General features: G+C 54.5%; 4 protein-coding genes and 1 tRNA gene (1 of these 5 only partly in view). All 5 read left to right on the top strand.

Annotated features, from left to right (window positions below; genetic code table 11):
* The first annotated feature begins 40 nt into the window (after positions 1–40).
* Positions 41–1,117 carry a LacI family DNA-binding transcriptional regulator gene (locus GZ59_RS07380; RefSeq protein WP_011093074.1) on the top strand — a complete coding sequence of 359 codons (1,077 nt, stop codon included), beginning with the start codon at positions 41–43 and terminating at the stop codon, positions 1,115–1,117.
* 295 nt (positions 1,118–1,412) lie between these two features.
* Positions 1,413–4,535, top strand: coding sequence for a beta-galactosidase (locus GZ59_RS07375; protein ID WP_039290968.1), 3,123 nt, complete (start codon positions 1,413–1,415; stop codon positions 4,533–4,535).
* 142 nt (positions 4,536–4,677) lie between these two features.
* Complete coding sequence (locus GZ59_RS07370) at positions 4,678–5,940, top strand: MFS transporter (RefSeq protein ID WP_011093072.1); 1,263 nt, start codon at positions 4,678–4,680, stop codon at positions 5,938–5,940.
* 142 nt (positions 5,941–6,082) lie between these two features.
* Positions 6,083–6,158 (top strand) — tRNA-Asn (locus GZ59_RS07365).
* A 607-nt stretch (positions 6,159–6,765) separates the two neighbouring features.
* Positions 6,766–24,307, top strand: the 5' portion of a protein-coding gene (locus GZ59_RS07360; protein WP_039290966.1) for a non-ribosomal peptide synthetase. Its footprint extends 5,030 nt past the window's final position; 17,542 of the gene's 22,572 nt are visible here — the first part of the coding sequence; the start codon lies at positions 6,766–6,768; its stop codon lies off the right edge, out of view.

Below are 24,307 nucleotides of genomic sequence, written 5' to 3'. Positions count from 1 at the left end.
TTTGTTATGATAATGCCCTTTCACGCACGGAATGATCGCCATGAAACAGAAACCCATAACATTACATGATGTCGCCGAGTACGCAGGGGTTTCCTATCAGACGGTTTCCCGAGTGCTGAATCAAGCGCCTCATGTTTCATCCCGTACTCGCAATAAAGTGGAACAGGCGATGGCGGCGCTGAATTACACGCCTAACCGCGTCGCACAGCAGCTAGCAGGGAAAACCATCACCACGCTGGGGCTGGTAACAACCGATCTTTCACTCCATGCACCATCACAAATTGCTGCCGCGATTAAGAGTACCGCCAGCCAGCTGGGGATCAACATCGTGATGTCCATGCTGAGCAGCCCGGATGTCAACACGTGTAATAACGCCGTTAACGACCTGCTTTCTCAGCGGGTTAGCGGCGTCATCGTGAATGTTCCGCTATCGACGGATGAAGTCGCCCACATTAGCCAAACCTGTGCCGATACGCCCGTGCTGTTTATGGATGCCGATCCCCATACCGACATACTCAATGTCATGTTCGATCCCGACCACGGTGCACGGTTAGCTATCGCGCATCTGGTGGAACTAGGGCATCAACATATCGCTCTGTTGACTGGGCCAATGACCTCGATTTCCGCACGCCTACGCTATGAAGGATGGCTAGCCGAGCTGGAAAAACAGCGATTATCCCCCGTTTCGGTACTGCACGGTGACTGGAGCGCCGCTTCTGGTTATCACCAAACACTGGCCCTGCTGGGACAATCCCTACGCATATCCGCCATTGTGGTAGCGAACGATCAAATGGCGCTTGGCGTTCTACGCGCACTGCACGAATATGGCCTGCGCGTGCCGGAGCAGATGTCGGTGATCGGCTTTGACGATACTCAGGACAGCGCTTATTACACCCCGCCACTGACGACCATTCGCCAGGATTTCAGGCTATTAGGTAAAGAAGGCGTCACCCGTTTGCTCGCTACGCTGCGCGATCCTACTCAGGCCACTTCACTACTGTTACCCACCGAACTGATCGTACGCCATAGCACCGCCATCCATTCATCAACCCATGCTTCCCTGCAAGAATTAACAAAAAATCTGTTGGACATTACACGCCAGCTCCAGCGCTTGTAACCCATTACACGACAGCGCTGTTTTCACCTCGCCTGCCTAACCCTAACAAAATAAGCTTATAAACAATAATTTAGTCTTTAACTCCTGTTAATTTATTGCGCGCAGCTTTCCAAATTCGATGTTATCTCATTCGTTTTGCAAACGATCTTTGTGATCGCTTCCACTTTATTGTCACATTCCTCTTTACTCACTTTGGCAAGTCGATATGTTATGGAAAACACAAATTGTGAGCGGATAACAATTTCATTTAACCAATCACAATGACAGACTCAAGACGTTCAGGAGTAAAGCCATCATGAGCGACAGCGTTTTATCGAATCCAACACGCCAGCATGCTACGCTGCGAGAAATTCTTGCCCGACGTGATTGGGAAAACCCAGCTTGTACAAACTATCAGAGGCTTCCTGCTCACCCGCCATTCAACAGCTGGAGAAACGTGGCTGCTGCACACCAAGATGAACCATCTCAGCGTCTTCGTCGCTTGAATGGCGAGTGGAAGTTTAGTTATTTTACTCGCCCCGAAGCCGTGCCGGAAAGCTGGCTGCAGCAGGACCTGCCTGATTCCGCTACCATTCCGGTTCCTTCCAATTGGCAGTTACAGGGCTATGACACACCGATTTACACCAACGTAAAATATCCGATCCCCGTTAATCCGCCCTATGTTCCGGAAGATAATCCCACAGGTTGTTACTCGCTCACTTTTAAAGTCAATCATGACTGGCTCAGCTGCGGACAAACGCGGGTTATTTTTGATGGCGTCAATTCCGCGTTTTACCTCTGGTGTAACGGACACTGGGTGGGATATTCGCAGGATAGTCGCCTGCCTGCGGAGTTTGATATTAGTCGCTATCTGACGACAGGAGAGAATCGACTGGCGGTGATGGTGTTACGTTGGTCTGACGGAAGTTATCTGGAAGATCAGGATATGTGGCGTATGAGTGGTATTTTCCGCGACGTCACACTTCTACATAAACCGACGGTTCATCTTGGCGATATTCAACTCACTACGCCGCTCAGCGCCGATTTCCGCCATGGCACACTGGATATTCAGGTAAAGGCAACACTCTCCGAGTCTGAGGCAAAAAACTATCGCGTACACGCACAGCTTTGGCGCGGTAATAACCTCATTGGTGAGACACGACAGGCGTTCGGTAGCGACATTGTGGATGAACGTGGTGCCTACCATGACAGGGCTGCACTCCGTCTTGACGTGCAACGGCCCGATCTGTGGAGCGCCGAACTGCCGCATCTGTATCGCGCCGTCATCGCACTGGAAACAGCGGAAGGCGAACTGCTCGAAGCGGAAGCCTATGATGTCGGCTTCAGAAAAGTTGAAATTAGCAACGGCTTGCTGCTGCTGAATGGTAAACCGCTGCTAATCCGCGGCGTTAACCGCCATGAGCATCACCCGCAGAACGGTCAGGTGATGGATGAAGACACGATGCGGCGCGATATTATGCTGATGAAGCAGCATAATTTTAACGCGGTGCGCTGCTCCCATTACCCCAACCATCCGCTGTGGTATCGACTGTGCGATCGCTATGGTCTGTATATGGTGGATGAAGCGAACATTGAAACGCACGGCATGCAGCCAATGAACCGTCTCTCTGACGATCCCATGTGGCTGCCAGCCTACAGCGAACGCGTATCAAGGATGGTGCAGCGCGATCGCAATCACCCTTGCATCATTATCTGGTCATTGGGGAACGAATCCGGTTACGGCGCAAATCATGATGCGCTTTACCAGTGGATCAAACGCCACGACCCAACCCGGCCCGTGCATTACGAAGGCGGCGGTGCGAATAGTCGTGCGACCGACATTGTGTGCCCAATGTACGCCCGTGTTGATGAAGATCAGCCCTTCCCCAACGTACCCAAATGGTCGATCTCGAAATGGATTAGCATGCCGAATGAACATCGGCCACTCATCCTCTGCGAGTACGCGCACGCGATGGGCAACAGTTTGGGGGGATTCGCCCGCTACTGGAAAGCATTCCGCCAATACCCTCGGTTACAGGGTGGATTCATCTGGGATTGGGTCGATCAGGCACTGATCCGCCATGATGAACAAGGTAATGCCTACTGGGCGTACGGCGGAGATTTTGGCGATATGCCTAACGATCGCCAGTTCTGTCTGGACGGTCTACTTTTCCCCGATCGCACTCCACATCCCAGCCTATATGAAGCCCAACGAGCACAGCAGCATATTCAATTCGTCTGGCAGGCTGAATCCCCCTGTGAATTACGTGTTACCAGTGAATACCTGTTCCGTCATACGGACAACGAGCAGCTGAATTGGCACATTACGCTGGACGATAAGACCCTGGTAGAAGGTTCGCTGCCACTGAAGCTCGCTCCGCAGGCCACCCAAACCCTGACGCTGTTGGAATCACTTCCCACCGTCGATCGCGCAGGGGAGATTTGGCTCAATGTTGAAGTCGTGCAACCCAAAGAAACCGCCTGGTCGAAAGCAAACCATCGCTGTGCCTGGGATCAGTGGCAACTCCCTATACCGCTTCACCTGCCCGAGGCATCATGCTCTAAGCAGAAAATCCCACCGGTTTTACGAGCGTCCGATATCTATTTTGACGTCGTTCAGGGCGAACAACATTGGCGATTTAACCGCCAGAGCGGCTTGCTGGAGCAATGGTGGACAGCCGATACCCCAGCACTACTGACTCCGTTGCAGGATCAATTCGTTCGGGCACCACTGGATAACGACATCGGTATCAGCGAAGTCGATCGCATCGATCCACACGCGTGGGCCGAACGCTGGAAATCAGCTGGGCTTTATCAATTGCAGACACAGTGTGTTGCGATTCAGGCAGACCAACTCGCCGATGCCGTACACATTGTCACCGAGCATGTATTCCGCCATGCAGGGCAGATTCTGCTACGGAGTAAAAAGCGCTGGCAGATTGATGCATATGGCGTAATGACCGTCGATGTCGACGTTGATGTCGCGACTGTACTTCCGTCACTGGCCAGAGTCGGTTTGAGTTGCCAATTGGCTGACGTCGCGCCTCAGGTCAGTTGGATCGGGCTTGGGCCACATGAAAATTATCCCGACCGACAGCTCGCCGCACAGCATGGGCATTGGAATCTGCCATTGGATGACCTTCACACGCCCTACATTTTCCCATCGGAGAACGGGTTGCGCTGCAACACGCGTGCGCTGACATATGGCAAATGGGCTATCACCGGAAATTTCCACTTCGGGCTAAGCCGCTACGGACTAACTCAGTTGATGACGTGTACCCACCATCATTTATTAGAAAAGGAAAAAGGCGTTTGGCTCAATCTGGATGGCTTCCATATGGGAATTGGTGGCGATGACTCCTGGAGCCCCAGCGTTCATTGTGATGATTTGCTCACAGCAACGCATTATCACTATCGCGTCGCTATTCAACGTCACTAACCATATTGGTATGAAAAAACCGTATTAAAAAACAACGAAAGAGAGCGGCTACGCTGCTTCTTTCCATCTTGGTTGTATCCAGCAAGTATATATCCGCCATCAAAGTAAATGTTGCGAATATATACATATCGGAGAAGACAACATGTACTACCTACATAATAAGAATTTCTGGATATTTGGCCTGTTTTTCTTTTTTTATTTCTTCATCATGGGGGCTTACTTTCCCTTCTTCCCTATTTGGCTTCATGATATTAATCAAATAAGCAAAAGCGATACAGGAATTATCTTCGCCTGTATTTCTTTTTTCGCCTTACTATCCCAACCTATATTTGGCTTACTATCTGATAAATTAGGATTGAGAAAACACCTGTTATGGATTATCACCATAATGCTGGTGTTTTTTGCTCCGTTCTTTATCTATGTTTTTGGCCCGTTGTTAAAATACAATATCGTTTTAGGTTCTATCGTCGGTGGAATTTATCTGGGGTTTATCAACAACGGCGGCGCACCGGCCATTGAGGCCTATATCGAGAAAGTCAGCCGCCGCAGCCAGTTTGAATTTGGTCGTGCACGTCTATTCGGCTGCCTCGGTTGGGCGCTCTGCGCGTCTATTGTCGGCATCATGTTTACCATTAATAACCAGTTTGTTTTCTGGCTCGGCTCCGGTTGTGCCGTCATCCTCGCCATCCTATTGCTGCTAGCAAAGCCAGAGGCCTCCTCCAGCGCTATCGTTGCCGATCAAGTAGGCTCCAACCAGAAACCGTTCAACCTGAAAATGGCCGTTGAGTTGTTAAAAGAACGCAAAATCTGGTTCCTGACCCTCTATGTCGTTGGCGTTTCTTGCACTTATGATGTGTTCGATCAGCAATTTGCCAACTTCTTCACCTCATTTTTTGAAACCCGACAGGAAGGTACACGAGTATTCGGCTACGTTACAACATTGGGTGAATTGCTTAATGCCACTATCATGTTTTTTGCGCCGCTTATTGTGAACCGTATCGGCGGCAAGAATGCCCTTCTCATTGCCGGTACAATTATGTCCGTGCGAATTATTGGCTCTGCTTTTGCCGACTCTGTACTGGAAGTGATTGTGCTGAAAACGCTACACATGTTCGAAGTCCCCTTCCTGATCGTTGGCTGCTTCAAATACATTACCAGCGTTTTTGAAGTCCGCTTTTCTGCGACGATTTATTTGGTGTGCTTCTGCTTCTTTAAACAGGTATCGATCATTTTCATGTCCATCTTTGCTGGCAATATGTATGACAGCATCGGTTTTCATGGCACTTACCTGATCTTAGGCGGTATTGCCCTCTCCTTTACGGCGATATCCCTCTTCACTCTGTCAGGAAAAGGGCCGTTATATGCCTTTTCGGATAAACAGAAAACATCGGTGAATACACTTTAGCGGCAGCAGTACGCGATAAAACGCCGGTATTTGCCAAAAATATCGGCAGATTGCACATTCTCTCACCAAACGGTGCAGTTTTGTGGTTTACGCCTTTGACATGCACGGCACACGCCGTTATCATGCGCCCCGTTCACACGATTCCTCTGTAGTTCAGTCGGTAGAACGGCGGACTGTTAATCCGTATGTCACTGGTTCAAGTCCAGTCAGGGGAGCCAAATTAGAAACGCCCGCTTAAGGAAACTTAAGCGGGCGTTTTGCTTTTTAGCACTTTGTTCAATAAATTCATGTTCAAAGCGCTCCCGATACGCATTCCATTTTCACTCCGCATCGGGATAATTTTGGGGTCATATTTGGGGTCAAGTTGGTTCGATGGCGGAGTGACCCCCAAATGTCTCTTAATGACGCAAAAATCCGCAGTCCCAAACCCCTTGGTAAACGCCCTAATATCTCCGACTCACATGATTCTCTATATCTTAGGCAAGTCATGGCATCTATCGTGACAGTTCATATTCTACGTATTACTTTTCCCCTCCAACAATTAATTAGTATTTTTAATTGATAAACTAAAATCCACGTCTATATTTAACCCAAACCTTCGGAAAAACACCCTGTTACATTTTATTTTAAACAGATAAAAACCTACGTAATTAATGATATAAACACAAAATAATGAGTGAAATTACTTCTCTTAGTCGAGCTATGCTCAAAAATAAAATATTAATTATTTTAATTAATAGCAGGCAAATTAAGTTATAAAAATTTAGTAGGAATGCGAACTTAGCTAAAAACACAGCCTATGTGAATCAGAATTGGAGCACCTCAATGTCATCTATTCAAAACAATCCTCTGGAAAACCAATCCATCTTAAACAGCGATCATTCCTCCGACTCTAACAAGTTACCTCTCAGTTCCACTCAGCAAGTTGTCTGGCTCGATCAGACACTCAATCCTGAATCACCTAATTACAACATTGGCACACGACTCCGTATCGATGAACATCTGGATGAAACGCTTTTTAACCAAGCTTTTGAGAGACTTGTCGCTCGCCATGATGCATTACATTTACAGTTAATCCACACTCACGGTCTCCCCTTACAGGCCCTGACGGATGCATCCCCCTCATCGATAAACGTGTACGATTTTTCGCACTATGATGATGCTGAGGAGCGCGCACAGCAGCACATCCACGCCACATTTATGCGTCCATTTGATCTCCGTGGAAAGCTATGGGCTTCCGAGCTGTTGAGGGTTAGCGATACACACCGCTATTGGCAATTCTGCTGTCATCATCTGATAGCCGATGGATGGAGTCTAAAATTACTGGTCAATGAGCTTGTCGCTACCTACAACCAATTGAAAAACAGCGATGATAATGCTGGCGAAGTCGCTCCTTCCTACCTCGATTACATCTCTGAGGATTTAATTTATCTTGATTCCAGGCATTATCAGTCTGACCTGAAATTCTGGTTGGATCGTTATAAAACGCTACCGCCAGCATTGATTCCTCCCTCAAGCCAAAACAAGGAACTGACGAACGAGCTTCCTCCTCCTCATCTTTGGCAATTAAAAAATGAATATTTTCATAAAATTGAAAATATTGCGGCGGAACATGGGCTCTCGGTTCTTCATTTTATGTACGCCATTCTGGCCTGTTATTTTTCCCGGACGACAGAAACAGAAGACATTGTTATTGGCATTCCGATTCATAATCGTAGAAATGCAAAACAAAAGAATACAATAGGAATGTTTTCGTCCGTCATTCCTATCGGCGTGAGCATTAAGAAAGAAGATTCTTTCCTTGATATTATGCGGAACGTAGCGGCCGAGCTGCGCCGCTGTTATAAACATCAGCGCTTACCCATCACAGAAATTAACCAGCACACACGAATCAGACAAAAAACGGGTCGCGCACAGCTTTTTGATATTACGTTATCGCTTGAATGGTTTGAGTTTAACGTACATATGGAAGGGACGAATACGACCTTCCAGACACCACATCGGGCGACACAGTTCCCTCTCGCCATCAGTATTTATCAATATGATTTTGAAAATAAAAATCACCCCGTCACAGTAGAATTCAATTTTGATACTCGCTACCTGAGCCGTGAAGACGTGATGGCCATCCAGTCACGTCTGGCTACGCTGGTTGATGCAGCCATTACCTCGTTGGATATGACGGTTGAGCATGCGCCTATCCTGCCGCCAACAGAACGCCAACAAGTCGTCGTGGATTTCAACGCCACCGATGCCGACTTCCCGCAACACACCTTGATACATGAGCGTTTCGAGCAACAAGTCGAACTAACGCCTGATGCAACCGCAGTTATCTTTGAAGAGCAATCGCTCAGCTATGCGGAACTCAACCGTCGTGCGAACCAGCTAGCGCACCGCCTGCTTACTTTGGGCATTAAGCCAGACGACCGGGTAGCGCTGTGCGTCGAACGCAGTCTGGAAATGGTCGTTGGCCTGATGGGGATACTGAAATCGGGTGCCGCTTATGTACCGCTCGATCCGACTTATCCAGCTGAGCGACTAGCCTACATGATCGATGATGCCAAACCCGTAGCGTTGCTGACTCAGGCGAACCAAATAGCAATACAGACCGCAGATATTCCGGCGATCATGCTTGATACGGATAGCTTTGACGCTTACGCCACATCGAATCCTGACGCTCAGGCGCTGGGTGTGACGTCAACACATTTGGCCTATGTAATTTATACCTCCGGCTCCACGGGTAAGCCCAAAGGGGTGATGGTCACGCACAGAAACGTACTCAACCTCGCTAGCGGTCTGAAAACGCTACTCGCATTCGAACACTCTAACCGCATTGCCCTCAATGCCAGCATTGTGTTCGATGCCTCGGTGCAAAACTGGATTCAAATACTGTCAGGTCACACGCTGGTGATCGTCCCCGACGCAATCCGCACCGATGCACGACAGCTCTGGCACTATTTTTCCCACCATGCCATAGATCTGTTTGACTGCACGCCAGTCCAACTGCAATGGTTACTGGACGCTGGCCTCGGCACCGACCCTGACTATCAACCTGCGCAGGTTCTAATTGGTGGAGATGCCATTTCACAGGGTATCTGGTCCCGTTTACAGCAGCTTACCGATACCCGATTTATCAACGTATATGGGCCGACAGAATGTACCGTCGACGCCACCGCATGCCCTATCGATTCCTCACAATCGGCTCCCACTATCGGCCGTCCTCTCACCAATACAGAAGTCTATATCCTGGGTACGCAGGGTCAGCCCGTACCTATCGGTGTAACCGGAGAGATCTACATTGGTGGAGCTGGCGTGGCACGCGGCTATCTCAATCGCCCAGACCTCACCGCCGAGCGCTTTATTACTAATCCCTTTGTCGATGAACAGGAGGCTAGACTCTACAAGACCGGCGATCTTGGATACTGGCGCCACGACGGCAGTATTACCTATCTGGGACGTAATGATTTTCAAGTCAAACTGCGTGGCTTCCGTCTTGAACTCGGTGAAATTGAAACGCTCCTAATACAATATCCAGGGATTCAGGAAGCCGTCGTCATCCTTCGCGAAGATATACCCGGTGATAAACGTCTGGTGGCCTATTTTCAGGCACAGCCGGATACTCAACCTACCCCGGCAGACCTGCGTTTACAGCTTTCACAACGTTTGGCTGAATACATGATCCCCAGCGCGTTTGTCGCATTGGATGCGTTCCCGCTCACACCCAACGGTAAACTCGACCGTAAGGCGCTGCCCGAGCCCGATAAATCGGCTATGGTCACGCGTCACTACGAGGCTCCACAGGGGGAAATGGAAACAATGCTGGCCTCTATTTGGCAAACATTGTTGGGCATAGATCACGTTAGTCGCTATGACCATTTCTTTGAACTCGGTGGTCAATCGCTGATGGTCGTCAGTCTGATTGAACAGTTGCGTAATCAAGGAAAAACCCTCGACGTCCGCAGCGCCTTCTCAGCCCCTGTGCTGTATGAAATGGCTCGCGCGATACAGAACCATCAAGATGATACCGCTCTGGTCATTCCTCCTAACCTTATACATCAGGATTGCACCACCATTACGCCGGATCAGTTACCTCTGATCGCGCTTTCGCAATTTGAAATAGACACCATCACTAGCACAGTGCCGGGTGGGGTCACCAATGTACAAGATATCTACCCCCTTGCTCCGTTACAGGAAGGCATTTTTTTCCACCGCTTGTATCAGCAAACGGGCGATGTTTACCAGTTAGACCTATTAGTTGCCTTCGATACCCGAGAACGTCTTGATATCTTTCTGAACACCTTACAGAAGGTTATCGACCGCCACGATATCCTTCGCACCGCTATCTGCTGGCAAGGTCTGAGCCAGCCAGTACAGGTAGTCTGGCGTCACGCGCCGCTGCCGGTGAACACCTTCGAGCCAGCATCTTCAGAGGATATTACCGCTCAATTGCAGGCCTATATTTCCCCTCAGACACTCAGTCTCGATCTGAATAAGGCACCGCTGCTGGCTGCTGATATCGTCTACGATCCGTCACGCAGCGAATGGCTGATGGCATTGAGAGTCCATCATCTCGTCAGTGACCACATGACTCTTGACCTGATCATCGCGGAAGTCCGGCTTATGCTCTGGGGGAAAACGGATGAACTTTCGCCCCCCCAGCCTTATCGTAACTTTATCGCTCATGTGCTTAGCATTCCCAACGCCGTTCACGAACAATACTTCCGTTCTCGTCTGGCCGATGTCGATACCCCTACGATCCCCTTTGGTCTGGCAGAGGTTCAGGACTATGACGGAGAGATGGCTGAAGCAACGCTCTCTCTGGATCACAACCTAGTAGACGCTATTCACCACCACGCCCGTCAACTTAGTGTCAGCCCAGGCGTCTTGTTCCATGTCGCTTGGGCACAGGTCTTGGCACAAATCAGTGACAGTAGCGATGTTATCTTTGGCTCGGTATTGTTGGGACGCCTGCAAGGTTTCACGGGTGCCGATCGTGTAATGGGGATGTTCGTCAATACGTTACCGCTACGTATTCCCCTTAACGATCGCAGCGTACTCGACATTGTAAATAGCACTAACAACGAGCTTTTGTCCCTGCTGGAACATGAGCAAGCACCTCTGGCGCTAGCACAACGTTGTAGCAGCGTTGCGCCTCCCATGCCGCTTTTCAGCACACTTCTGAATTATCGCCGAACTCAGGCAAATACGGCAGCGACAACATGGGAAGGGATGACGCTGTTGGCTGAAAGCCGACGCACCACCTATCCATTTAATTTCTCTGTGGACGATCAAGGCGACAGCATTGAGATACTTTCTCAGACCATCGCAAGCGTTGATCCAGCGCGTATCGCCCGGTATCTGGAAACGGCCTTACACGGTCTGGTTGAGGCACTAAAATCCGATCCACAGACCCCGATCCTCAGCATATCGATTTTACCTGCTGAAGAACGTCAGAAACTGCTGGTCGATTTCAACGCTACCGCTATCGACTTCCCCGACAATTCCCTGATTCACTCACTCTTTGAGACACAGGTGGAACAGACGCCTGATGCCACCGCCATCGTGTTCGAAGAACAGCACGTCACTTATGACGAACTCAATCGCCGGGCCAACCGGCTGGCACACCATTTGCTTTCGTTCGGCGTAAAACCCGATGACCGCGTCGCGATTTGTCTCGAACGTAGCCCAGACATGGTGGTCGGGTTGCTGGGGATTCTGAAGGCCGGTGCCGCCTATGTGCCACTGGACCCATCCTATCCGGCCGAACGCCTCGCTTATATGCTCGACGATGCAGACCCGGTCGCGCTTTTGACCCATTCATCCCTGATTGAGTCTTTTAGCCACACGTCACCGACAATTGTGCTGGATAATGCCGCCCCGTTCGACGCTTGCCCGGATACCAATCCCGTGATTCAGGGGCTGAACGCTGCCCATCTCGCCTATATCATCTACACCTCCGGCTCTACCGGTAAACCTAAAGGCGTTATGGTCGAACACCGTGGACTCAGCAATTATATCCAGTGGGCGCGTGAATATTACGTCACATCGAACAGCCTCGACAGTATCGTATCCTCCCCTGTCGCCTTCGATGCTACCGTCACGAGCCTCTACCTACCCCTGTTATGCGGCGGTAAAATTCAACTCATTCACGACGGACAGGAACTGACCGAATTACTGCCCGCCCTGCTCGCAACGCAACCCGGCACGTTGATTAAAATCACCCCCACTCACCTTGCCGCTCTCGGTCAGGAACTACAGTCTACTCACCGGGTCTGCCCGGACCTGCTCTTTGTCGTCGGCGGCGAAGCACTGTCCTCTGCCACCGTCGCACTCTGGCAGACGCTTTCTTCCGGTTCCCGTATCATCAACGAATACGGGCCGACCGAAACCGTCGTCGGTTGTATCACCTTTGATGCCTGCACACCCAACTCGCTCACAGATAACGTTCCTATTGGCCGACCCATTGCCAATACGTGCATTTATATTCTCGATGCGAAAGGCCAGCCCGCGCCGGTCGGGGTGGCTGGTGAGATCTACATCGGCGGGGCTGGTGTTGCACGCGGCTACCTCAATCGCCCAGACCTCACCGCCGAGCGCTTTATTGCCGACCCGTTCTCTGACTCGGAAAACGCCCAGATCTACAAGACCGGTGACCTCGGACGCTGGTTGCCAGACGGTAATATCGAATATCTCGGCCGCAACGATTTCCAGATTAAAGTACGCGGCTTTCGCATTGAGCCGGGTGAAATAGAGGCTCGTCTGATGGCGTATCCCGGCGTACGGGAAGCACTGGTTATTGCCCGCGAAGACAGTCCGGGAGATATCCGTCTGGTGGCTTACCTCATTGCACAGCCCGGAAGCGAGCTCATTCCTTCCGTATTACGCAAGGCGCTTGCTCTCCATCTGGCCGAGTACATGGTGCCCAGTGCCTTTGTCACCCTTGACGCTTTCCCGCTCACGCCGAACGGCAAGCTCGACCGTAAAGCTCTACCGGTGCCTGAGCAATCCGCTATTGTCAGCCGTGGATACGAAGCCCCTGTCGGTGAGCTGGAAATGGCATTAACAGAGATATGGCAGAATCTACTGGGGCTGGAGCGTGTCGGTCGTCATGACCACTTTTTCGAACTCGGCGGTCATTCGATACTCGCCGTACAATGTGTCACTCGTGTACGTCAAATGCTGGGTCTGGACCTTCAGGTACAGAAAATTTTCGCCAACCCCGTGCTCAGCGATCTCGCACAAGAGCTTACCAATACATCAACGATTGCGGTCACGGCCATCCCGCTTGCCGATCGCAGCCAGCCGCTACCGCTCTCGTTTTCTCAGCAGCGGCTATGGTTCCTTATCCAGCTCGAACCAACAGCCAGTCGAGCCTATAACCTGCCCGCCGCGCTACGCCTTATTGGACGGTTCGATAGGAAAGCTTTCATCACCGCGCTTGACGGGCTGGTCGCGCGTCACGAAAGCCTGCGCACCCGCGTTACCTCAATCGACGGGCAGCCCTGCCAGAAAATTGACCCAGCCACAATTGGCTTCAGCCTATCCTGTCTCGATCTGCGCACATTGAACGATAAGGCTCGTGCGCAGCGCGTGTCTGAACTGGCCGCTCAGGAGTCGCGTGCCCCCTTCAATTTGGCAGAAGGTCCGCTAATCCGCGGCCAGTTGCTGCAACTGGGCGATGAGATACATGTGATGCTGCTCACTATGCATCACATCGTTTCCGACGGCTGGTCTATCGGCATTCTGGCACGCGAGCTGGCAGCCCTGTATCAGGCTGCGTTGGAGGGTAGCGAGGCGAACTTACCGCCATTGCCGGTTCAGTACGCCGATTATACCGTCTGGCAGCGTCAGTGGTTGCAGGGCGAGACGCTCAACGACCTGCGTGATTTCTGGCGTAACCAGCTACAGGGGGCACCGGCCCTGCTGGAGATCCCGACCGACCGGCCCCGCCCGTCGGTACAACGCTATGAAGGCAACATTCTTCCCGTCAGTCTCGATCCAGAAGAACTGGCAGCGTTGAAATCATTATGTCGCCAGCAAGGGACAACCCTGTTTATGACGCTTCTGGCCGTCTGGAGTGTGGTGCTCTCTCGTCTCAGCGGGCAGGGGGATATCGTCGTTGGTACACCACTCGCTAACCGTAAACACAGCGAAACGGAAGGGCTGATAGGCTTTTTTGTCAATACGCTAGCTCTGCGAATTACTCCCAGCCAGTGCCAGACTGTCGGCGATCTCTTTGCTCAAATCCGTGAACGGGCGATTGCAGCTTACACTTATCAGGATCTGCCTTTCGAACAAGTGGTAGAAACACTACAACCCGCTCGCAGTCTCAGTTACAGCCCTATTTTTCAGGTGATGCTGTCGCTGAACAACACCCCTATGCAGGATTTTACACTACCTGGACTTGAGATCTCTGCCGTTGAGCGTCCACAGCGTAGTACCCACTTTGATATGACGCTCTCCCTGACAGAAACAGAAAACGGTCTCGAAGGCGGGCTGATCTATTCCACCGACCTGTTTGATCACGAAACGATTGTGCGTCTCAGAGGCTATTTGCGAAATGTTTTGATGGCGATGACCGACGATGTGACACAGCCTGTCGCCACCCTGCCCATGCTGCCGGACAGTGAACGCCGGCAGGTCATGCTCGACTTCAATGCCACCGAGGCCGACTTCCCGCACGATGCCCTTATCCATCAGCTCGTCGAAGACCAGGCCGCTCNTACCCCCGATACCACCGCCGTGCTCTTTGAAGACCAGCACCTTACCTATGACGCGCTCAACCGCCGCGCCAACCAGCTCGCGCATCACCTCATCGACCTCGGCGTACAACCCGATGACCGCATCGCCATTTGCGTCGAGCGCTCGCTCGACATGGTCATCGGCCTGCTCGCCATTCTCAAGGCCGGCGCCGCCTATGTTCCCCTTGACCCCGGCTACCCTGCCGANCGNCTCGCCTACATGCTTGACGATGCCAGCCCNGTGGCGCTGCTGACTCAGGCGAACCAGCGCGCCCTGCTGACCGGAGACATTCCGCGCATCCTGCTCGATACCGCCGACTTCAGCCACCTGAGTGAGGACAACCCCCATGTCGCCGGTCTGGATGCCCACCATCTGGCCTACGTCATCTACACCTCCGGCTCCACCGGCAAGCCCAAGGGCGTCATGAACAGNCACCGCGGGCTCTGCAACCGCCTCGTCTGGATGCAGAACACCTATCGCCTCACCCCCGATGACCGCGTGCTGCAAAAGACCCCCTTCAGCTTTGACGTCTCCGTCTGGGAGTTCTTCTGGCCCCTGCTCTACGGTGCACGCCTCGTCATGGCCCGCCCTGACGGACACAAGGATGCGGCCTACCTCGCGCAGCTCATTGAGCGTACCGGCATCACCACCCTGCACTTCGTGCCCTCCATGCTTCAGCAGTTCGTTCAGTGGGCCGATGCAGACTGTGCCTGTGACTCCCTGCGCCGCGTTATCTGCAGCGGCGAAGCCCTGCCTGCCGAGTTGCAGCAGCGCTTCTTTGCCCGCTTCAACGCCCAGCTCCATAACCTCTATGGCCCTACCGAAGCCGCCATTGACGTCACCTTCTGGGCCTGTCAGCCGGACGACCACCGCAGCTTTGTTCCCATTGGCCGCCCCATCGCCAATACCCAGCTCTATATCCTCGACACCCTCGGCCAACCTGTGCCCCTCGGTGTCGCCGGTGAACTCCATATCGGCGGCGTCGGCGTCGCCCGCGGTTATCTCAACCGCCCCGACCTCACCGCCGAGCGCTTTATTCCCGACCCGTTCAGCAACCAGCCCGGAGCCAGACTCTACAAGACCGGTGACCTGGCCCGCTGGCTGCCCGACGGCAGCCTCGAATACCTCGGCCGTAATGACTTCCAGGTCAAGCTGCGCGGCTTCCGTATCGAGCTGGGGGAAATCGAGGCCCGCCTTATGCACTGTCCCGGCGTGCAGGAAGCCGTGGTTGTCGCCCGCGAGGACAGCCCCGGTGACACCCGGCTGGTCGCCTACCTCTGTCCGCAGCCCGGCATCACGCCCGACCCCGCCGACCTGCGCCAGCAGTTGAGCCTGCATCTGGCCGAATACATGGTGCCCGGCGCCTTTGTCACCCTGGATGCCTTCCCGCTCACCCCCAACGGCAAGCTCGACCGCAAGGCCCTGCCGGCCCCCGACCAATCCGCCGTGGCGACCCGCGACTATGAAGCCCCGCAGGGTGAGGTCGAAACCGCGCTGGCTGCCGTCTGGCAGGACCTACTGGGACTGACGCGCGTCGGCCGCCACGACCACTTCTTCGCGCTCGGCGGCCACTCGCTGATGATCGTCAGCCTGATTGAACAACTTCGCCGAGCAGGATTGGCGCTTGATGTACGCGGTGTTTTCTCCACACCGGTGCTCAGTGACATGGCACAGGCGATACTGACGCATCAGGATAAACCGGCCCTTGTGGTGCCGCCTAACCGCATTCCGGCGGACAGTACTACCATCACGCCCGACCTGCTGCCGCTGGTGACGCTCACCCAGCCGGAGATCGATACGGTGGTGGATACCGTATCTGGCGGAGCCGCCAACGTACAGGATATCTACCCGCTTTCGCCTTTGCAGGAAGGCATTCTTTTCCATCATCAAATGCAAAAACATGGCGATGCCTACCTATTAAGAAATCTGGCAGCTTTTGATACCCGTGAACATCTCGATGCTTTCCTTACCGCACTTCAGCAGGTTATTGAACGTCACGACATTCTGCGTACTGCCGTGTGCTGGCAGGGACTAAACCAGCCGGTACAGGTGGTTTGGCGTAGGGCTTCACTGCAGATAAGTCATTTTGAACCCGCTTCACCAGAGGCGGTATTGGCACAGTTGCAGGCCCATACCGACCCACGCACCTATCGCGTCAGTCTGAATCAGGCTCCCCTGTTTCAGGCCGATATCGCCCACGATCCTAAACGAAACGAATGGCTGCTGGCGCTGCGTTTCCACCATCTGGTCTGTGACCATATGACGCTGGCACTGATCATCGGTGAAATCCGTCATCTGTTACAGGGACAAAAGAACGCTCTGCCGACGCCGCTCCCGTACCGTAATTTTATCTACCAAACCTTAAATGTACCGACCTCAGAACATGAGGCCTATTTCCGCGAACGACTGGCGGATATCGATGCACCGACCGCGCCTTTTGGGGTGCTAGATGTACAAGGCGACGGCGACGGCATCACCGAAGCACATTTACCTCTGGAAACTGTATTAGCATCCGCGATTCGCAGTCAGGCTCGCCGTTTCGGCGTCAGCCCCAGCGTGCTATTCCATGTAGCCTGGGCGCAGGTGCTGGCGCAGACCAGCGGTCGTGATGACGTGGTATTCGGCTCCGTTCTGCTTGGACGCCTCGCAGGCACCGCCGATGCCGATCGGATCATGGGGATGTTTATCAATACGCTGCCGCTACGAATTTCTCTTGCGGATCGCGGCGTAGCAGATGTGGTTGAGCACACCTCGCACAATTTGATGACGCTACTGGAACATGAACAAGCCTCTCTGGCATTGGCTCAACGCTGTAGCGGTGTGACGCCGCCGATGCCGTTGTTCAGCACGCTGTTCAACTATCGCCATAGCTCACAAGATATTGACGATCTTGCCTGGAGCGGAATGCGTTTACTCACATCGGAAGAGCGCACCAATTATCCACTCATTCTTTCTGTCAACGATCGGGGTAACGCGTTCAGTCTGGAAGCGCAGGCTATTGAGGGTATCGATCCTGAGCGCGTGGTGAATTACCTGATCACGGCGCTCAGCGGCCTGACTGCCGCATTGGAAACAGAGCCCCAGCGACCGATACGCAGCCTATCTGTGCTACCGGAATCAGAACGTCAACAATTGCTGATTGGCTTTAACGCCACCGATACGGATAGCCTGCCGCACGCGCTGATTCACGAGCGCATCGAACACGTGGCGAGCCAGACGCCGGATGCCGTTGCGGTTATATTCGGTAAGCACACTCTCAGTTACGATCAACTCAATCGCCGTGCCAACCGCCTCGCCCATCATCTGCTCACGCTCGGCGTGCAGCCGGACGATCGGATCGCGATTTGCGTCGAGCGTGGTCTGGAGATGATTGTTGGTCTGCTCGGCATCCTCAAAGCCGGTGCCGCCTATGTCCCGCTGGATCCCTCTTACCCTGTCGATCGTCTGACTTACATGCTGGAGGATGCCGCCCCTGTCGCGCTGCTGACGCAAACCGCTCTCGTCACGCTACTGGATAGCCCTCTGCCTGTGATCGAACTCGATAATCTGCCAGCCGCTATCGCTGACGAGACACCAGACAGTAACCCGACACCACAGGCGTTCGGCCTGACGCCAAATCATCTGGCCTATGTGATCTACACCTCCGGCTCTACGGGTAAACCCAAAGGGGTCATGGTTGAACATCGTAGCTTGTGTAATTTGGTTGATGCGCTGGCTGATGCCTTCAATATCACCCGTGACAGCCGCCTGTTGCAGTTTGCTTCTTTCAGTTTTGATGCCTGTGTGTTTGAAGTTGCGACGACCCTTTCTCATGGTGGTTGTTTGGTACTTGCACCCAGAGAAGCATTATTGCCCGGTGAGGCGCTGCTGACGACATTGAAAACGCAAGCGGTGACTCATGCGTTATTACCGCCTATTGCCGCCAGTGCCCTACCATCCGATGCCGAATTACCTCTGCTGAAGACCCTGATTCTGGGAGGAGAAGCTTGTACAGCCGCGCAGGTTAAGCGCTGGGCATCAGGCCGACGAGTGTTTAATGCTTACGGTCCAACGGAAATTACCGTCTGTGCCACCTTGTCTTGCTGCGATGCAAGCCATAATGGAACACCGCCGATTGGTCGCCCGATTGCCAATACACAAATCTACATTCTGGATGAGCAAAAACAGCCCGTTCCCCTTGGTGTCGCCGGTGAAATCTATATTGGCGGCGCGGGTGTCGCACGCGGCTATCTTAATCGTCCGGAACTGACAGCAGAGCGTTTTATTGCCGATCCATTTACCGATACTCCTGATGCTCGCCTCTACAAAACGGGCGACCTCGGCCGCTGGTTGCCCAACGGTGATATCGACTATCTGGGCCGTAACGACTTCCAGATCAAACTGCGCGGTTTCCGTATTGAACTGGGTGAAATCGAAACGCACTTGATACAGTGCAGCGGCGTCGGCGAAGCCGTGGTGATTGCCCGTGAAGACAGCACCGGCGACGCCCGACTGGTCGCCTATCTTTGCCCGCAACCAGGTGCAGAACTGCACCCTACCGACCTGCGCCAACAGCTCAGTCGGCATCTGGCAGAGTATATGGTGCCTTCTGCATTTGTCGTTCTTGATGTTTTCCCACTCACGTCGAACGGTAAACTCGATCGCAATGCGCTCCCAGCACCCGGCCAAACGGCCGTCGCTCGTCACGACTATGAAGCACCGCAGGGCGAGTTGGAGATTGCACTTGCACAAATCTGGCAAGACCTACTGGGGCTGGATCGCGTCGGACGACACGATCAGTTCTTCGAACTCGGTGGCCATTCGCTAATAATAGTCAGACTCATTGAACGTCTACGCAACCTTGGCTGGACACCTGAAGCCCGAAGCCTCTTTTCTACCCCGATTCTCTGCGACATGGCACAGGAAATACTGGCGAATCAGGATAAATCAACGTTCATCGTGCCGCCTAATCATATTGCCATAGACGCCACAGCCATTACGCCTGAGCTGTTGCCACTGGTCACACTGTCTCAGGAAGAGATCGATACCGTTATCGCTACGGTACCCGACGGCGTAGCCAATGTGCAGGATATCTACCCGCTAGCCCCTTTGCAGGAAGGCATTCTGTTCCATTATCAGTTACAGGAGAAAGGCGATACTTATCTGTTAAACAGTCTGCTTGCCTTTGACTCGCAGACACGCCTTGATGCTTTTCTCGATGTATTGCAACAGGTTATCGCACGCCACGATATTCTGCGTACCGCTATCTGCTGGCAAGGGCTCCATCAACCCGTGCAGGTGGTTTGGCGGCAGGCGCCGCTGACGGTAAACACCCTGACGACAACATCATCAGATACTGTCCCAGCGCAATTACGTGCGGCTACCGATCCCAGTAATCATCGGCTCAATCTCAGCAATGCACCGTTGCTTTCGGCGACGACAGCGCATGATCCGGTTTGCGGCGAATGGCTATTGTCGTTGAGCATCCATCATTTGATCAGCGACCATATAACACAGGCGTTGATCATCGATGAAATCCGCCTGCTGTTGGAGGATAGGCCGGAAGCCCTGCCTAAACCGCTACCGTATCGCAACTTTATCGCGCAGATCCTGAGCGTCCCGCTTTCTGAACATGAGCAGTATTTCCGCAACCGACTGGCGGATATTGACACGCCGACAGCACCTTTCGATCTCGTGGATGTACAAGGTAACGGCGAGGACATCACTGAAGCGCGTCTTTCACTCGATTCCTCACTGGCTGATGCCCTCCGCCGTCAGGCACGCCATCTGGGGATTAGCTCAAGTGTGCTATTCCATGTTGCCTGGGCACAGGTCCTTGCACTGACCAGCGGTCGTGATGACGTGGTCTTTGGTTCCGTGCTTTCGGGGCGCTTGCAGGGGAACTTGGGGGCCGATCGGGTGATGGGGATGTTCATCAACACGCTGCCGCTACGCGTATCGCTCCGTGAACGCAGCGTACACGATGTTGTTCAGGCCACGTCTCATGAGCTGATGATGTTATTAGCCCATGAACAGGCACCGCTGGCATTGGCTCAGCAGTGCAGTCAAGTTCCTCCTCCTCTTCCGCTGTTTAGCACGCTATTCAACTATCGTCATTCTCAGAAAGATGCCAGCAGTCAATTCTGGGAAGGTATGCGCCAATTGAGTGGGCGAGAGCGTACTAACTATCCGATCACGCTGTCAGTGGACGATCTGGGCGATGGCTTTAACCTGACCGCAAAAACCGTCATGGGCGTCGACCCTGAACGGATCGTTCACTATATGCTTACCGCGATCGAGAATCTGGTCACGTCGCTGGAGAAAACACCGCAGCAGCCAGCGCTAAGTCAGCCTATATTACCGAAATCCGAGCGCCAGCAGGTGCTGGTTGATTTCAACGCCACCGATGCAGACTTCCCGCGTGAGATGTTGATTCAGCAACGGTTTGAAGCACAGGCCGAACAGACACCCGAGGCTATCGCCGTGCTGTTTGAAGATCAGCACCTTACCTACCGCGAACTCAACCGCCGCGCCAATCAGCTGGCGCACCACCTCATCGCCCTCGGCGTCCAGCCCGATGACCGCGTTGCCCTCTGCGTCGAGCGCAGCCTGGAGATGATGGTTGGCCTGCTAGGCATCCTCAAAGCCGGGGCCGCCTACGTCCCGATGGATCCCGCCTATCCGGCGGAGCGCCTTGCCTATATACTCGACGATGCCGCCCCGGTTGCCCTGCTCACCCAGTCCGCGCAAGTGGCGCAGCTCAACAGCACGCTGCCTACCGTGCTGCTCGATACGCCTGCCGCCGCAGCCTGCCCGGACACCAATCCCGTGGTTCAGGGGCTGCACGCCGCCCATCTGGCCTATGTCATCTACACCTCCGGCTCTACCGGCAGGCCCAAAGGCGTCATGGTCGCACACCGGAACGTGATTAACCTCGCCACTGGGTTACACACGTTGCTGGCACTCGACCACCCCAGCCGCATTGCCCTCAACGCCAGCATTGTCTTCGATGCCTCGGTGAAAAACTGGATACAGTTGCTGTCCGGCCACACCCTAGTGCTGGTTCCCGACGCCCTCCGCGCCGATGCCCATCAGCTTTGGCGCTATTTCGCCCGCCACGCCGTTGACCTGTTTGACTGCACCCCAGTGCAGTTGCAGTGGCTGCTCGACGCTGGACTGGGCAGCGACCCGGCCTACCAGCCCGCGCAGGTACTCATCGGCGGTGAGGCGATTTCGCCCGCCGTCTGGTCGCGCCTGCAGTCGCTGTCCGACACCCGCTTTATCAACGTGTACGGCCCGACCGAATGTACCGTTGATGCCACCGCCTGTGTGGTCGACCGCACCCAGCCGCTGCCGACTATCGGCAAACCGCTCGCCAATACCCGCCTCTATATTCTGGATGCGCAGGACCAGCCCGTCCCGATTGGCGTCACCGGTGAACTCCATATCGGCGGGGCCGGCGTCGCCCGCGGCTACCTCCACCGTCCCGACCTCACCGCCGAACGCTTTATTCCCGACCCGTTCTCCGCCGACCCAGCGGCCCGGATCTACAAGACCGGCGATCTGGCCCGCTGGCTGCCCGACGGCAACATTGACTATCTGGGCCGTAACGATTTCCAGATTAAGGTGCGCGGTTTCCGTATCGAAGCGGGTGAAATCGAGTCCCGTCTCTTGCGCTGTCCGGGGGTACAGGACGCCGTGGTGATAGCCCGCGAAGACAGCCCCGGCGATACGCGTCTGGTGGCCTATCTCTGCGCCCGGCCTGATGCTGAGCTGCATCCTGCGGCGCTGCGCCAGCAGCTTGCCGCCTCGCTGGCGGACTACATGATCCCGTCAGCCTTTGTCACGCTTGACGCCCTGCCGCTCACCCCGAACGGCAAGCTCGACCGCAAGGCCCTCCCGGCCCCGGATCAGACTGCCTTTGCCACCCGCGACTATGAAGCGCCGCAGGGCGGGATCGAAACCGCGCTGGCCGCGCTTTGGCAAGAGCTGCTCGGGCTGGATCGTGTCGGTCGTCACGATCAGTTCTTTGCCCTCGGCGGTCACTCGCTGCTGGCGGTGCAGTTGCTGAACCGCATGAACAAGGCCGGCATGGACGTCGCACTGGCGACACTGTTTGCCCACCCGACGCTGTGCGATCTGGCCGCCGCCGTCACGGCCACCGCGCACGATGCGCCGTTCACCCTGCCCGTGGCCGACCGCACTCAGCCCCTGCCGCTGTCGTTTTCCCAGCAGCGGCTGTGGTTCCTCGCCCAGCTCGATCCGGCCGCCAGTCAGGCCTACCACCTGCCGGCCGCACTGCATCTTACCGGCCGGCTTGACCGCCCGGCACTCACGACCGCACTCAACGGGCTCGTCGCCCGTCACGAAAGCCTGCGCACCCGCTTTACCTCAATCGACGGGCAGCCCGCCCAGCAGATTGATCCGGATACGCTCGGCTTCAGCCTGTCCAGCCATGACCTGCGTAAGCTGGACGAGGCGGCCCGCACCACACGCGTGGCAGAACTGGCCGAACAGGAAGCGCGGGCGCGTTTTGATCTGACGCAGGGGCCGCTGATCCGCGGTCAGTTGCTGCAGTTGGATGACAACACCCATGTGCTGCTGCTGACCCAGCACCACATTATCTCCGACGGCTGGTCCATCGGCATTCTGGCACGTGAGCTGGCAGCCCTGTATCAGGCCGCGTTGGAGGGTAGCGAGGCGAACTTACCGCCACTGCCGGTTCAGTACGCCGACTACGCCGTCTGGCAGCGTCAGTGGCTGCAGGGGGAAACACTTAACGACCTGCGTGACTACTGGCGCGATCAGTTGCAGGGGGCACCGGCCCTGCTGGAGATCCCGACCGACCGGCCCCGCCCGTCGGTACAGCGCTATGCGGGCGATCAGGTTCCCTTCCATCTGGATGCGGGACAGCTCCGTCGCCTTCATGCACTGAACCGGCAGCAGGGCACGACCCTGTTTATGACGCTGCTGGCCGCCTGGTCGGTGGTGCTGTCCCGCCTCAGCGGGCAGGACGATATCGTCATCGGCACCCCGGTTGCCAACCGTCCCCGTCAGGAGCTGGAGGGCATGGTCGGCTTCTTCGTCAACACGCTGGCATTGCGCACCGAGCCGGGCCGCTGCCACGCCGTCGCAGATCTGCTCGATCAGGTGCGTGAGCGGGCGCTGGACGCCTACGCCCATCAGGCCCTGCCGTTCGAACAGGTCGTAGAGATCCTGCAGCCCGCTCGCAGCCTCAGTTACAGCCCCATTTTCCAGGTGATGCTGTCGCTGAACAACACCCCAGCACAGGCCCTGACGCTGCCCGATCTTACGCTCTCTGCCGTTGAGCGGCCGCAGCATAGCACCCACTTTGATCTGTCGCTGTCGCTTATCGAGACTGAAAATGGCCTCAACGGTGGGCTGGTCTACGCCACCGACCTGTTCGACCGCGAAACCATCCTTCGCGTGGTGGGTTATGTAGAGAATATCCTGATGGCGATGGCCGACGATGTGACGCAACCTGTCGCCACCCTGCCCATNCTNCCGGACANTGAGCGCCGGCAGGTCATGCTCGACTTCAATGCCACCGAGGCCGACTTCCCGCACGANGCCCTTATCCATCAGCTCGTCGAAGACCAGGCCGCTCGCACACCCGATACCACCGCTG

The sequence above is a fragment of the Pectobacterium atrosepticum genome (assembly GCF_000740965.1).
Classification (GTDB): Bacteria; Pseudomonadota; Gammaproteobacteria; order Enterobacterales; family Enterobacteriaceae; genus Pectobacterium; species Pectobacterium atrosepticum.
This window is presented reverse-complemented; position numbering and strand designations above follow the sequence as displayed.

Bases quoted from the DNA above. Each gene is read 5' to 3' on its own strand.
- GZ59_RS07370 (WP_011093072.1), top strand. From the start codon at position 4,678: ATGTACTACCTACATAATAAGAATTTCTGGATATTTGGCCTGTTTTTC.
- GZ59_RS07375 (WP_039290968.1), top strand. From the start codon at position 1,413: ATGAGCGACAGCGTTTTATCGAATCCAACACGCCAGCATGCTACGCTG.
- GZ59_RS07380 (WP_011093074.1), top strand. From the start codon at position 41: ATGAAACAGAAACCCATAACATTACATGATGTCGCCGAGTACGCAGGG.